This is a genomic window from Gudongella ferriphila (assembly GCF_046224405.1).
In the GTDB taxonomy this organism is placed as follows: Bacteria; Bacillota; Clostridia; order Tissierellales; family Tissierellaceae; genus Gudongella.
In genome coordinates this window covers 1-14,628 of record NZ_JBJXRK010000040.1, presented here as the reverse complement: position 1 = coordinate 14,628, position 14,628 = coordinate 1, and the positions used below count along the sequence as shown (strand labels likewise).

Below are 14,628 nucleotides of genomic sequence, written 5' to 3'. Positions count from 1 at the left end.
AGTGAAAGACTGGGTCTTTTGACCCGGTCTTTTTATGACATCGCCCACATGTGGAGATGATGAATTATTTATTGACATGAATAATGTTTTGTGATAGGTTATATTAGTAGTGCATTAATAATGGGAGATTGTGCCCAAATTAGTTGAATTCATATATAGAGATAACACCATGGGTGAAAGTAGGAGGTGTGATAGATGAGAGACAGAGTCACATTGGCGTGTACAGAGTGCAAGCAGAGAAATTACGTAACTAAGAAGAACAAAAAGAACACAACTGAGAGAATCGAGCTTAAGAAGTATTGTAAGTTCTGCAAGACACACACTAATCACAAGGAAACAAAATAACTGTTAAAGTAAGGATGTGAAATGATGGCAGGAACAAACACAGGATCTGTGAGTACAAAGGATAAGATGTCCACTTACTTTAGAGGAGTTAGATCAGAGCTTAAAAAGGTTATATGGCCTGACAGGAAAGAGCTTATGAACTATACCGGAGTTGTAATATTCATCAGCGTTTTGGTTGCAATCATAGTTTATATTCTTGACCTGATTCTAGGTGGAGTTTTATCGTTTATTATTTAGTAATACAAGGGAGGGAAGGGCCTGAGTGGTCCCTGAATTATGACGGATAAGGATATGAGTAGGGAAGAAAGAGCCAAGGATGCCAAGTGGTATGTGGTGCATACTTATTCTGGTCATGAAAATAAAGTAAAGGCCAACCTTGAGAAAATGGTAGAGAACAGAGGAATGAAGGATGATATCTTTGAGGTCGCTGTTCCAACTGAAGAATACATTGACAACAAATCCGGGAAAAAGAAGCTCAAGGAGCGAAAAATGTTTCCTGGATATGTTCTTGTTAAAATGATTATCAATGATGAGTCATGGTATTTGGTCCGAAACACTAGAGGTGTAACTGGCTTCGTTGGACCGTCATCAAAACCGGTACCACTTTCTGACAAGGAAGTCAGAGCCCTGGGAGTACAGGAGAAGATGGTATTGCCGGCTGTTGACTTCAAGGTCAAGGATCCTGTAAAGGTTGTAGCAGGTCCTTTCGAGAACTTTATTGGAACCATTGACAGCATCAATATGGAAAAACGCAAGGTCAAGGTATATGTTTCCATGTTCGGCAGGGAGACATTGGTTGAGCTTGAGTTTGATCAGATAGAAAGAGTATAGCCCGGAAGCAATGTTCTGGGATGGATTGATTTATAAGCAATGATGCTTTATAAATAGAAGTGCAGTGGGAGGGATTATCCCGCTAAACCACATTGAAATGAGGAGGTGGAATTATGGCAAAAAAAGTCATAGCTCTAGTTAAATTACAAATTCCAGCTGGAAAGGCAACACCAGCTCCACCTGTAGGTACCGCGTTAGGACCTCACGGAGTAAACATTATGCAGTTTACAAAAGAGTTCAACGCCAAGACTGCAGACCAGGTAGGAATGATCATACCTGTAGTATTAACTGTATATGCAGACAGATCATTTACATTTATCACAAAGACACCACCAGCACCAGTTCTTATTAAGAAGGCTGTTGGAATTGACTCAGGTTCAGGAGAACCTAACAAGAAAAAAGTTGCTAAGATATCAAAAGCTGATCTGGAAGAGATAGCTAAGATTAAAATGCCAGACCTTAATGCAGGTTCAATTGAAGCAGCCATGAGCATGGTAGCTGGAACTGCAAGAAGCATGGGCGTTGAAGTAGAAGAATAATAAATAGTGGGAGAAATTTTTCGTTAATACCACAAGGAGGTTTTTTAGTATGCCAAAGAGAGGTAAGAATTATCAAGAGAGCATAAAACTTGTTGACAGAAGCAAGCTTTATGATACATTGGATGCTATTGAGCTGGTACAGCAGACTTCAAAAGCCAAGTTTGACGAAACCGTTGAGCTTGCAGTAAGACTTGGAGTTGACCCAAGACATGCAGACCAGCAGGTAAGAGGCGCTGTTGTTTTGCCACATGGTACTGGTAAGACAAGCAGGGTTCTTGTAATAGCAAAAGGTGAAAAGGTTAAGGAAGCAGAGGATGCAGGCGCTGATTTCGTCGGTGGAGATGAAATGGTTGCAAGAATCCAAAATGAAGGTTGGATGGACTTCGACGTTGTGGTTGCAACTCCAGATATGATGGGTGTTGTAGGTAGAATAGGTAGAATCCTTGGACCAAAGGGTCTTATGCCTAACCCTAAATCAGGAACTGTTACATTTGAAGTTGAAAAGGCAGTTAATGAGATCAAGGCAGGTAAGGTTGAGTACAGAGTTGACAAGGCTAGTATCGTACACGTGCCAATAGGCAAGGTGTCATTTGGTACTGAGAAGCTTAGAGAGAACTTCATGGCAATCATGGATGCTCTAAACAAGGCAAGACCAGCCGCTGCAAAGGGTAGATATATGAGGACGGTAACAATTTCAAGCACAATGGGTCCTGGAATCAAATTAAATCCAGGAAAACTTACTGACTAGTTGACAAGAGTAGTTGTTGCTGATATAATCATCAATGTTAATTAAATAAAGAACCGCAGACAGTAGGAGCCAAAAGGCTTAATGCCCTACCGAGGTGAGATATATCTAATCTGGAATTAGGGTCTCTGCGTGTCTGCGTATGAGACCTTTATTTTATACCCGTACAGGAGGTGAAGATAATATGAAGGAACATACCCTTCAAGCCAAATCAAAGATAGTTGAGGAGATTAAAGAAAAGATCGAATCATCACAATCCATGATTTTGGTTGACTACAGAGGACTTGACGTAGCAGAGTTGACCGAGCTTAGAAAGCAGTACAGAGAGGCCGGAGTCGACTACAAGGTATATAAGAACACAATGATGAGATTTGCATTCAAGGACCTGGGCCTGGAAGAATTCAATGAATTCCTTAAAGGACCTTCAGCGGTGGCTTTTGGATTGGACGATCCAGTGGCTGCAGCAAAAGTTACATCAGAATTCGCCAAGAAAAACGACAAGCTTGAGATAAAGGCTGGAATCGTTGATGGTAAGATAATTGATGTTAACGGAGTTAAGAGTCTTGCAGACCTACCATCAAAAGAGGTGCTTGTTGCACAGGTACTTGCTGGTATGAACGCACCAGTTCAAGGATTCGCGAACGTACTTCAAGGTACGATCAGAGGTCTTGCTATAGTTCTAAACGCTATAGCTGAAGAGAAGGCAGCATAAATAAAATAAAAAAATTCGGAGGGATAAATAAAAATGGCAAGTGAAAAAGTATTAAACCTAATTGAAGAAGTAAAAAGTTTAACAGTATTGGAGCTTTCAGAAATGGTAAAGGCTCTAGAGGAAGAGTTCGGAGTAAGCGCAGCGGCTCCAATGGCAGTAGCAGCAGCTCCTGCAGCAGCAGCTGAAGCAGCGGCTGAAGAGCAGACAGAGTTTGATGTAATCCTTTCATCAGCTGGTGGAGAGAAAATCAAAGTTATCAAGGCTGTAAGAGAGATCACAGGTCTTGGACTTAAAGAAGCAAAAGAGCTTGTAGACAACGCACCAAAGCCAATTAAAGAAGGCGCAAGCAAAGAAGAAGCTGAAGAGCTTAAAGCTAAGCTTGAAGAAGTTGGAGCATCTGTAGAAGTTAAGTAATCGAGGAATAGAAAGTGGCTTTCATCATGAAGGCCACTTTTTTTCACTAAAAATCACCTAAAAAGTTTGACATCAATCCAGGTGTATGATAGTATAATATATTGCATAATAATGATTATAATGGGCATACTATACTGAGATTTAGAACCTGTTATTTTCAGTTGACCGATGAGTTGGTACCACCAAAAGCTGGAGCTTTTGGCTATTTTAGTTTAATGAGGGGTGAAGTTTTAATGGTACATCCTGTAACATTTGGTAAGCGGGTCAGGATGAGTTATTCCCGCATCGATGAAGTACTTGATCTGCCTGATTTGATTGAGGTGCAGAAATCCTCCTACGATTGGTTTCTGTCAGAAGGATTAAGAGAGGTTTTTGATGATATCTCCCCAATCCAGGATTACACTGGTAACCTGATTTTGGAATTTGTGGATTACCACATTGGAGAAGCCGTCAAGTACGATGAGCACGAGGCAAGAGAGAGGGACGCTAACTATTCAGCACCCTTGAAGGTTAAGGTTAGACTTATAAACAAGGAGACCGGTGAGGTAAAGGAACAGGAAGTCTTCATGGGCGACATGCCTTTGATGACAGACAAGGGAACATTTATCATAAACGGTGCAGAAAGGGTAGTTGTAAGTCAGCTGGTAAGATCACCTGGAGTATATTATGTAGAATCAATTGACAAAGCAGGTAAGAGCCTGTTTTCATCAACCCTGATTCCAAACCGTGGAGCTTGGCTGGAGTATGAAACTGACTCCAACGACATTGTCTATGTCAGAATTGACAGGACCAGGAAAGTTCCAATAACTACTCTAATGAGAGCTCTTGGCATAGCAACAGATAGCGAAGTTATAGACGTATTGGGTGAGACTGAGCAGCTTTTGACCACCTTGGAGAAGGATGCAACCAATACTGAAGAGGAAGCACTTCTAGAAATATACAAGCGTCTGAGACCTGGTGAACCACCAACAGTGGACAGTGCCAGAAGCTTGTTGACCAATCTGTTCTTTGACCCAAGAAGATATGATCTTGCCAAGGTCGGGAGATACAAATTCAATAAAAAATTAGCCCTTTATAACAGAGTTGCCGGTAATCGTGCCGCTCATGACGTAGTCAACCCTGAGACAGGAGAGATCCTGGCGGAAAAGGGAGAGAGAATAACAAGGGATAAGGCAATAGAAATTGAAAACAGCGGAATAAATTCAATGAAGCTGCTGATGGATGATGGCAAGGAGATAAAGGTGCTTTCCAACAACTTTGTGTTTCCTGAGGCGTTTGACCTGCCATTCTCCCTAAAGGAGCTTGGACTTAGGGAAAGGGTATACTATCCTCTGATGAAGGAGCTTATAGAGGCATTCCCAGACGAGGAAGAGTTGAAGGAAGCAATCAAGGACAGAATAAAGGAATTGTCACCCAAGCATATTATAGTTGATGATATCATCGCCAGCATCAATTATGAATTCAATCTTTTCTATAATATAGGTGGGACGGATGACATAGACCATCTTGGAAACAGGAGACTTAGAAGTGTTGGTGAGCTTTTGCAGAACCAGTTCAGAATAGGTCTTGCAAGGATGGAGCGTGTCGTCAGGGAAAGGATGACAATCCAGGACATCGAGGTGGCAACTCCACAAGCCCTAATAAACATCAGGCCTGTAGTTGCATCAATAAAAGAGTTCTTTGGAAGCAGTCAGCTGTCTCAGTTCATGGACCAGACAAATCCATTGGCAGAGCTGACCCACAAGAGAAGAATGTCCGCTCTTGGACCTGGTGGTCTGAGCAGGGACAGGGCAGGCTTTGAGGTAAGGGACGTACACAACTCACACTATGGTAGAATGTGTCCTATTGAAACGCCTGAGGGTCCAAACATAGGACTTATAACTTCTTTGACAACCTATGCTAGAATCAATGAGTACGGATTCATTGAAGCCCCATACAGAAGGGTGAAAAACGGCCAGGTTACCGGTGAGATAGACTATCTGACAGCAGACATCGAATATGAGATGATAATCGCTCAGTCAAACGAGAAGCTGGACAAGGAAAGCAGATTTGTCAACAACAGGATAATAGCCAGAGGTAAGCTTGGAATAGTTGACATTTTCAACCCTGAGGACATTGAATACATGGATGTATCCCCAAGACAGATAGTATCTGTAGGTACGGCAATGATACCTTTCCTTGAGAACGACGATGCCAACAGAGCCCTGATGGGTGCAAACATGCAGAGACAGGCAGTTCCATTGCTCAAGACAGAGGCTCCAATAATCGGAACCGGAATTGAGTACAAGGCTGCCAAGGACTCGGGTGTTGTAATAGTGGCAAAGGAATCGGGAGTGGCCGAAAAGGTTACTGCTGATGAGATTCAGATCAGAAGAGACAAGGACAACCAAATCGATAAATATAGATTGTTGAAATTCAAGAGATCCAACCAGGGAACCACAATAAATCAAAGACCTATGATCAAGCAGGGTGAAAAGATTGCAGCTGATCAGATAATTGCTGACGGACCGAGCACCGACCAAGGTGAGATTGCACTTGGAAAGAACCTGCTGATAGCATTCATGACCTGGGAAGGATACAATTACGAGGATGCCATTCTCCTTAATGAAAGATTGGTAATAGAGGATGTATTGACCTCGGTTCATATTGAAGAATACGAGTCAGAGGCAAGAGACACCAAGCTTGGACCGGAGGAAATCACCAGAGATATTCCAAACGTGGGCGAGGAAATGCTTAAGGACCTTAATGAAAGAGGAATCATCAGGATTGGAGCCGAGGTTAAAGCCGGAGATATTCTGGTGGGAAAGGTTACTCCAAAGGGAGAAACAGAACTTACCGCAGAGGAAAGACTACTAAGGGCAATATTTGGTGAAAAAGCCAGAGAAGTAAGGGATACCTCATTGAGGGTACCTCATGGTGAAACTGGTATAATAGTGGATGTGAAGATTTACTCAAGAGACAATGGAGACGAGCTTCCACCTGGAGTTAATCAAATGGTAAGGGTATATGTGGCTACCAAGAGGAAGATCAACGTTGGAGACAAGATGTGTGGTAGACATGGTAACAAGGGTGTTATCTCAAGGATCCTTCCTGAGGAGGACATGCCTTACATGCCTGACGGAACGCCTGTTGATGTAGTTCTTAACCCGCTGGGAGTACCTTCGAGGATGAACCTTGGACAGGTACTTGAAGTCCACCTTGGGCTTGCAGCGAAAAAGTTGGGAATGTATGTTGCAACACCGGTATTTGACGGAGCCAATGAGGAAGACATCATGGTCAAGCTTAATGAGGCTGGCTATCCGGAAAACGGAAAGATTGAACTAAGGGATGGACGTACGGGAGATTCCTTTGCGAACCCTGTAACAGTTGGTTACATGTATATGCTTAAGCTTCACCATCTGGTTGATGACAAGATACATGCAAGATCAACCGGACCATATTCCTTGGTAACACAGCAGCCTCTGGGAGGAAAAGCCCAGTTTGGTGGTCAGAGATTCGGAGAGATGGAGGTATGGGCACTTGAGGCATACGGTGCATCACATACACTTCAGGAAATCCTAACTGTTAAATCTGACGACATTGTAGGAAGAGTAAAGACCTACGAGGCGATTGTGAAGGGCGAGAATATTCCTGAACCTGGAATACCTGAATCCTTCAAGGTTCTAATTAAAGAGCTTCAGTCACTTGCACTTGATGTGAAGGTAATCGGAGAGGAAATCGGCGAGATCGAGCTGAAGGAATCCATAGATGACGACCTTACAGACCTGGACCTGATTGGTGACAACACACCTAGGGAAAAGCTGTTTGTAGATGACAGAGGCGAAGAAGAGGAAGAGGATGACCAGGAGGAGACGGGAGATGACAGAGAGAAGAGCTCAGCAGAGGAAATTCCCGCAGGATTTATAATTGAGGAAGAAGACGATGACTCTGACTCCTACAGTGATGAGGATATGGATTAAGCTATTAACAAACTTTATTATGAAAGGAGAGAACGCTCCTTGTTTGAATTAAACACATTTGATTCAATTAAAATTGGGCTAGCTTCTCCAGAGAAGATCAGACAATGGTCAAAGGGAGAAGTAAAAAAACCGGAAACAATAAATTATCGTACACTTAAACCTGAAAAAGAGGGTTTGTTCTGCGAAAAGATATTCGGACCTACAAAGGACTGGGAATGTCATTGCGGAAAATACAAGAGAGTTAGATACAAGGGAGTAGTCTGTGACAGGTGTGGAGTTGAAGTCACAAAGGCAAAGGTAAGAAGAGAGAGGCTTGGACATATCGAGCTTGCAGCTCCAGTATCACACATTTGGTACTTCAAGGGAATCCCAAGCAGGATGGGACTGATTCTTGATATGAGCCCAAGGGCTCTTGAGAAGATTCTATACTTTGCATCCTACGTGGTGATTGAGCCGGGGGATACGCCAATGTATGAAAAGCAGCTTCTTACAGAAACCGAATACAGGGATGCAGTGGATAAATACCACAACAGCTTCAGGGCCATGATGGGTGCTGAGGCAGTAAGGTCACTGCTTGAGAAAATAGACCTGGAGGCGGAATCAAAGGAGCTGAGGGCACAGCTTAAGGATGCAACAGGACAGAAGAAGGTAAGGATAACAAGAAGGCTTGAGGTGGTTGAAGCATTCAGAAACTCAGGAAACAGACCCGAGTGGATGGTCCTTGATGTAATTCCTGTAATTCCACCAGACCTGAGACCTATGGTCCAGCTGGACGGAGGAAGATTTGCAACATCAGACCTTAATGACCTTTACAGAAGGGTAATCAATAGAAACAACAGACTCAAGAGACTTCTGGACCTGGGAGCTCCCGATATCATTGTAAGAAATGAGAAGAGGATGCTTCAGGAGGCAGTGGACGCCCTTATAGACAACGGCAGAAGGGGAAGACCTGTAACGGGTCCTGGAAACAGACCTCTGAAATCACTGTCAGACATGCTTAAGGGTAAGCAGGGTCGTTTCAGACAGAATCTTCTAGGTAAAAGGGTTGACTACTCAGGACGTTCAGTTATCGTAGTCGGTCCGGAGTTGAAGTTTTATCAGTGTGGTCTTCCAAAGAAGATGGCATTGGAGCTATTTAAGCCATTTGTAATGAAAAAGCTTGTCTCGGACGGGCATGCACACAATATAAAGAGTGCCAAGAGAATGGTTGAGAGGATCAAGCCACAGGTTTGGGATGTGCTTGAAACTGTAATAAAGGACCATCCGGTTCTTCTAAACCGTGCACCAACGCTTCACAGACTTGGAATCCAGGCATTTGAGCCTGTTCTGGTTGAAGGCAAGGCAATAAAGCTTCACCCCTTGGTATGTACGGCATACAATGCTGACTTTGATGGTGACCAGATGGCGGTCCACGTACCTTTGTCATCTGAAGCTCAGGCCGAAGCAAGACTTCTTATGCTTTCGACAAACAATATCCTTGCACCTAAGGATGGAAAGCCAATAACCACTCCTTCACAGGACATGGTGCTGGGTGCCTACTACCTGACAGTATACAGGGAAGGGGAGCATGGAGAAGGAAAGATATTCAAGGATTACGACGAGCTGATTCACGCATACGCAAATGGCGATGTGGGAATGCACGCCAAGGTTAAGGTAAGGATGAAGCTGGATGCGGATGACAGAGGACAGCTTGTTGAAAGTACAGTTGGTAGATTCATATTCAATGAGAACCTGCCGCAGGATCTTGGTTTTGTAGACAGGGCTGTTGACAAATACGGTCTTGAGATTGACAGGGTCGTTGACAAGAAACAGCTTGGAGTAATAATCGACAAGTGCTTCAGGAAACACGGAAACTCTGTAACAGCTGAAATTCTTGACCATATCAAGACAATGGGCTTCAAGTACTCAACAATCGGAGCCATTTCAATCTCAATGGGTGACGTAGTCATTCCTGAAGAGAAGTATGAAATGATCAAGAAGGCTGAGGTTGTAGTAGACAGATTCGAGAAATCCTACAGAAGAGGACTTATCTCAGACGAAGAAAGATACGAGAGGGTCATTGAGACCTGGAACCAGACAACTGAGGATGTAACGGAAATCCTGATGGATGGTCTTGACCCCATGAACAATATATATGTAATGGCGATCTCCGGAGCGAGAGGTAGCAAGAACCAGATAAGACAGCTGGCAGGTATGCGTGGACTTATGGCAAGTGCATCAGGTAGGACAGTTGAGGTGCCAATCAAGTCCAACTTCCGTGAAGGACTATCAGTTCTTGAGTTCTTTATATCGACACACGGTTCCAGAAAGGGACTGGCTGATACGGCCCTTAGGACGGCAGACTCAGGTTATCTTACAAGAAGACTTGTAGATGTCAGCCAGGATGTAATCGTAAGGGAAGAGGACTGCGGAACCGACCAGTATTTCCTTGTTAAGGCCTATAGGGACGGCAAGGAGATTCTAGAGGAGCTTAGGGACAGAATCGACGGAAGATATACCTTCGAGGATATTGTAAATCCTGAAACTGGGGAGATAATCGTCAAGGAAAATGAGATGATCACAGCAGAGCAGGCTGACTTCATCCAGGAGATTGGAATAGAGGAAGTCAAGGTAAGATCCGTTCTTGGTTGTAAAGCCAAGTTTGGAGTATGTGCCCACTGCTATGGACGAAACCTTGCAACAGGCAAGGAAATGCACATCGGTGAAGCTGTTGGTATCATTGCTGCACAGTCAATCGGAGAGCCGGGAACACAGCTGACAATGAGGACCTTCCACACGGGAGGGGTTGCGGCGGCCGCTGACATCACCCAGGGTCTTCCAAGGGTTGAGGAGCTTTTCGAAGCTAGAAAGCCAAAGGGACTTGCGGTCATATCAGAGATTGACGGTACCGTTAGCATAAATGACAACAAGAAGAGAAAAGAAGTTGTGGTTACAAACGAGGATGGAGAAGAGGCCAGATACAACATCGTATTCGGCTCAAGACTCAAGGTCAGGGAAGGCGACGTAATAGAAGCCGGAGATGAGTTGACGGAAGGATCTGTCAATCCTCATGACATTCTAAAAATAAAAGGCGTAAAAGGAGTACAAAATTATATTGTAAAGGAAGTACAAAGGGTATATAGACTACAGGGTGTAGATATAAACGACAAGCACATTGAGATCATCGTTCGGCAGATGCTGTCAAAGGTTAAGATTGAATCAGCCGGTGACACGGATCTGTTGCCAGGAAGCCTTGTAAACGTAATGGAATTTGAAAATACAAACAAGAAGGTTGTAGAGGAAGGCGGAGAGCCTGCAGTGGGAAGAAAGACATTGCTTGGAATAACCAAGGCGTCACTTGCTACAGATTCATTCCTTTCAGCGGCATCCTTCCAGGAGACAACCCGAGTACTGACTGAGGCAGCAATTAAAGGTAAAGAGGATTTCCTATTGGGTCTAAAGGAAAATGTAATCATCGGTAAGCTTATACCTGCTGGTACAGGCATGAGAAGGTACAAGAATGTACAGGTCATAGATGATGAGATAATTACCCAGGAGGAGGAAAATTTAGTTGACACAGATATTCTGCAGTGATAGAATACTATAGTGTGCAAACTTTAGAAGACTCTTGATGACATAAAGATTATGTGGTCTTTTGGCCACATAATCTTTGATATGTTTAAAGGAGGATAGATAATGTTTACAGATTTAAAGACACAGGACAAGGTAGTGGGGGCCAAACAGGTCAAGCGATCCCTGCCCAAATCAGAGGTCCAGACGGTTTTCATAGCCCGGGATGCAGAGAAGAGGGTAACCGGGGAAATTGAAGACCTGTGCAAGTCCAAGGATGTCAATGTGATGTATGTTGATACGATGGAGGAGCTTGGTGAGGCCTGTGGAATCGATATTAATGCGGCTGTCGCTGCGTTATTAAATAAAAATTAGAAGGAGGTGCCTTAATGCCAACAATTAACCAACTAGTTAGAAAAGGAAGAGAAAAGGTTGTTTACAAATCAAAGTCGCCAGCTCTTGGTATGAATCTAAATACCTTGAAGAAAAAGGAGACTGAATCCAATTCACCTCAAAAAAGAGGAGTTTGTGTTGCTGTTAGAACAATAACACCAAAGAAGCCTAACTCAGCACTTAGAAAAGTTGCCAGAGTAAGACTTACAAACGGAATGGAAGTAGCCGCCTATATTCCAGGTATCGGTCACAATCTGCAAGAGCACAGTGTCGTTCTTATCAGAGGTGGAAGAGTAAAAGACCTTCCAGGTGTAAGATATCACATAGTTAGGGGTACTTTGGATACTGCTGGAGTTGAAAACAGACTACAGTCAAGATCAAAGTATGGTGCTAAGAAACCTAAGGTTAAGAAGTAAACGACATGAAGTGCTTGAAATGCTAATAATACTTTAATATAGATGCATTTTAAGGCACAACGGCAAACGCCGAGTACCAATGAATCTACTCTATATAGTTAAGGAGGGAAGAAAAGTGCCTAGAAAAGGACATATACCAAAAAGAGAAATCATGCCAGATCCAATTTACAATGATGTGGTAGTAACAAAATTAATCAACGGCATTATGCTGGATGGAAAAAAAGGAATAGCACAGAATATAGTTTATGGGGCTTTCGATCAAATCGCTGAGAAAACAGGTGAAGACCCATTGGAGGTATTCTACAAGGCTATGAACAACATCATGCCTGTTCTTGAAGTAAAAGCAAGAAGAATAGGTGGAGCAAACTATCAGGTGCCAATAGAGGTTAGACCAGATAGAAGAGAGACTCTTGGTTTGAGATGGTTAGTTACTTTCTCAAGAAAAAGAGGAGAAAAGACTATGGTTGAGAAGCTTGCAAAAGAGCTTATGGATGCAGCGAACGGTCTTGGAGCAAGTGTTAAGAAGAGAGAAGAAACACATAAAATGGCAGAGGCTAACAAAGCTTTCGCACACTACAGATTCTAGTAGGACGTTTAAAATGTGTGGATGGGATTTATTAATTAGTATGTAAGGAGGAAAAATTGTGCCAAGACAAGTATCACTAGAAAAAACTAGAAACATCGGCATAATGGCTCATATTGATGCAGGAAAAACAACCACCACAGAAAGAATACTATTTTATACCGGTAAAATACACAAGATAGGTGAAACCCATGAGGGTGGAGCCCAAATGGACTGGATGGAACAAGAGCAAGAGAGAGGAATCACTATCACCTCCGCTGCGACGACAGCTTTCTGGAAAGATCACAGAGTCAACGTTATAGACACACCAGGGCACGTGGATTTCACCGTTGAGGTTGAAAGGTCACTGCGTGTACTTGATGGAGCCGTTGCATTGTTCTGTGCAAAGGGTGGAGTAGAGCCTCAATCTGAGACCGTTTGGAGACAAGCTGACAAATATCGTGTACCGCGATTGGCTTTTGTTAATAAAATGGATATCATGGGTGCAGATTACTTCAGGGCAGTAAATATGATGAAGGACAGACTAAAGGCAAATGCTGTTCCAATTCAGTTGCCTATTGGTAAGGAAGAAACATTTGTTGGAATTGTTGACCTTGTTGAAATGAATGCAAGGATTTACAAGGATGACCTTGGACAGGAAATCGAAATTACAGAGATACCTGCAGATATGGTTGATTTGGCCAACGAATACAGAGAGCTTCTGATTGAATCTGTTTCGGAGTCAGATGAAGATCTTATGATGAAGTATCTTGAAGGTGAAGAGCTGACTACTGAAGAAATCATGAGGGGTATCAGAAAAGCGACTCTTGAAGTAAAGATGACGCCAGTACTTTGTGGTTCATCATACAAGAACAAGGGAGTTCAGATTCTTCTGGATGCAATACTGGCTTACCTTCCATCACCATTGGATGTTCCTGCAATTCAGGGAATCCTGCCAGGTACAGAAGAGGTTGTTGAGAGACATGCTGATGACAGCGAGCCATTTTCAGCGCTTGCGTTTAAGATAGTAACAGACCCGTATGTTGGTAAGCTGGCATATTTCAGAGTTTACTCAGGAAGTGCAAAAGCTGGAAGTTATGTATATAACTCAACCAAGGGCAAAAGGGAAAGAATCGGAAGGATTCTGCAGATGCATGCCAACAAAAGGGAAGAAATCGATGAGGTCTTCGCAGGAGACATAGCAGCAGCTGTAGGCTTCAAGGATACTTCAACAGGTGACACCATCTGTATAGATACGGATCCGGTTATCCTTGAGAAGATGGAATTCCCAGAGCCTGTAATTCACGTAGCTATTGAACCAAAGACCAAAGCCAGCCAGGAGAAGATGTCTGTAGCCCTTGCAAAGCTTGCAGAGGAAGATCCTACATTCAGAACCTATACTGATGAGGAGACTGGACAGACTATCATCGCTGGAATGGGTGAGCTTCACCTTGAGATCATCGTAGACAGACTTCTAAGGGAATTTAAGGTTGAGGCAAATGTAGGTAGCCCACAGGTTGCTTATAAGGAGTCAATCCAGAAACCGGCTGACGCTGAAGGAAAATACGTCAAGCAGTCAGGTGGTAGAGGACAATATGGTCATGTTAAGCTTAAGGTTGAGCCACAGGAACCAGGCAAGGGATATGAGTTTGTAAATGCAATCGTCGGAGGAGCAATACCGAAGGAGTATATCAACTCAATAAACAGTGGTATTCAGGAAGCACTGGAATCAGGAATTCTTGGAGGCTATCCCGTACTGGATATCAAGGTAACCCTTTATGATGGATCATACCATGATGTTGACTCTTCAGAGATGGCATATAAAATCGCAGGTTCAATGGGAGTTAGGGAAGCTTTGAGAAAAGCTGGACCAACACTTCTTGAGCCGATGATGAAGGTTGAAGTTACAGTTCCCGAGGAGTACATGGGAGATGTAATCGGAGACATAAATTCAAGAAGAGGCAGAATGGAAGGCATGGAGCTTGTAAGCGGAGCTCAGATAATCAGAGCATTTGTGCCATTGGCTGAAATGTTCGGTTATGCAACTGACCTGAGATCTAACACCCAGGGAAGAGGCCTTTACACAATGCAGTTTGACCATTACGAACCAGTGCCAAACAGTATTTCTGAGAAGGTATTGGGCGGAAAATAATCTTTAAATTA

13 protein-coding genes and 1 other annotated feature are annotated in these 14,628 nt (G+C 43.3%); all 13 genes read left to right on the top strand.

Annotation, left to right across the window (positions count from 1 at the left end; translation table 11 throughout):
* Nucleotides 1-195: 195 nt before the first annotated feature.
* The gene (gene rpmG, locus ACKVDP_RS12980; protein ID WP_409229317.1) at nt 196-345 is read left to right on the top strand and encodes a 50S ribosomal protein L33; all 150 of its coding nucleotides are present in this window, start codon (nt 196-198) and stop codon (nt 343-345) included.
* A 24-nt stretch (nt 346-369) separates the two neighbouring features.
* Nucleotides 370-582 carry a preprotein translocase subunit SecE gene (gene secE, locus ACKVDP_RS12975; protein WP_409229316.1) on the top strand — a complete coding sequence of 71 codons (213 nt, stop codon included), beginning with the start codon at nt 370-372 and terminating at the stop codon, nt 580-582.
* A 39-nt stretch (nt 583-621) separates the two neighbouring features.
* A complete protein-coding gene (nusG, locus tag ACKVDP_RS12970; RefSeq protein WP_409229315.1) occupies nt 622-1,176 on the top strand; it encodes a transcription termination/antitermination protein NusG in 555 nt (184 codons plus the stop codon).
* Nucleotides 1,177-1,289: 113 nt separating this feature from the next.
* Nucleotides 1,290-1,715: a 50S ribosomal protein L11 gene (rplK, locus tag ACKVDP_RS12965; protein WP_409229314.1), complete on the top strand. Its 426-nt coding sequence runs from the start codon at nt 1,290-1,292 to the stop codon at nt 1,713-1,715.
* A gap of 49 nt (nt 1,716-1,764) precedes the next feature.
* Nucleotides 1,765-2,463, top strand: coding sequence for a 50S ribosomal protein L1 (gene rplA, locus ACKVDP_RS12960; RefSeq protein WP_409229313.1), 699 nt, complete (start codon nt 1,765-1,767; stop codon nt 2,461-2,463).
* A gap of 35 nt (nt 2,464-2,498) precedes the next feature.
* Nucleotides 2,499-2,625, top strand: a sequence feature (ribosomal protein L10 leader region).
* A 19-nt stretch (nt 2,626-2,644) separates the two neighbouring features.
* A complete protein-coding gene (gene rplJ, locus ACKVDP_RS12955) occupies nt 2,645-3,172 on the top strand; it encodes a 50S ribosomal protein L10 (protein WP_409229312.1) in 528 nt (175 codons plus the stop codon).
* A 33-nt stretch (nt 3,173-3,205) separates the two neighbouring features.
* Complete coding sequence (rplL, locus tag ACKVDP_RS12950) at nt 3,206-3,586, top strand: 50S ribosomal protein L7/L12 (RefSeq protein ID WP_409229311.1); 381 nt, start codon at nt 3,206-3,208, stop codon at nt 3,584-3,586.
* A 233-nt stretch (nt 3,587-3,819) separates the two neighbouring features.
* Nucleotides 3,820-7,545 carry a DNA-directed RNA polymerase subunit beta gene (rpoB, locus tag ACKVDP_RS12945; RefSeq protein ID WP_409229310.1) on the top strand — a complete coding sequence of 1,242 codons (3,726 nt, stop codon included), beginning with the start codon at nt 3,820-3,822 and terminating at the stop codon, nt 7,543-7,545.
* 39 nt (nt 7,546-7,584) lie between these two features.
* Complete coding sequence (rpoC, locus tag ACKVDP_RS12940; protein WP_409229309.1) at nt 7,585-11,118, top strand: DNA-directed RNA polymerase subunit beta'; 3,534 nt, start codon at nt 7,585-7,587, stop codon at nt 11,116-11,118.
* A 102-nt stretch (nt 11,119-11,220) separates the two neighbouring features.
* Nucleotides 11,221-11,469, top strand: a complete 249-nt coding sequence (locus tag ACKVDP_RS12935; RefSeq protein WP_409229308.1) for a ribosomal L7Ae/L30e/S12e/Gadd45 family protein — start codon at nt 11,221-11,223, stop codon at nt 11,467-11,469.
* A gap of 14 nt (nt 11,470-11,483) precedes the next feature.
* Nucleotides 11,484-11,903 (top strand): 30S ribosomal protein S12, encoded by a 420-nt coding sequence (gene rpsL, locus ACKVDP_RS12930; protein ID WP_409229307.1) that lies wholly within the window; start codon nt 11,484-11,486, stop codon nt 11,901-11,903.
* 115 nt (nt 11,904-12,018) lie between these two features.
* Nucleotides 12,019-12,489 (top strand): 30S ribosomal protein S7, encoded by a 471-nt coding sequence (gene rpsG, locus ACKVDP_RS12925; protein WP_409229306.1) that lies wholly within the window; start codon nt 12,019-12,021, stop codon nt 12,487-12,489.
* A 58-nt stretch (nt 12,490-12,547) separates the two neighbouring features.
* A complete protein-coding gene (gene fusA, locus ACKVDP_RS12920; RefSeq protein WP_409229305.1) occupies nt 12,548-14,617 on the top strand; it encodes an elongation factor G in 2,070 nt (689 codons plus the stop codon).
* Nucleotides 14,618-14,628: the final 11 nt, after the last annotated feature.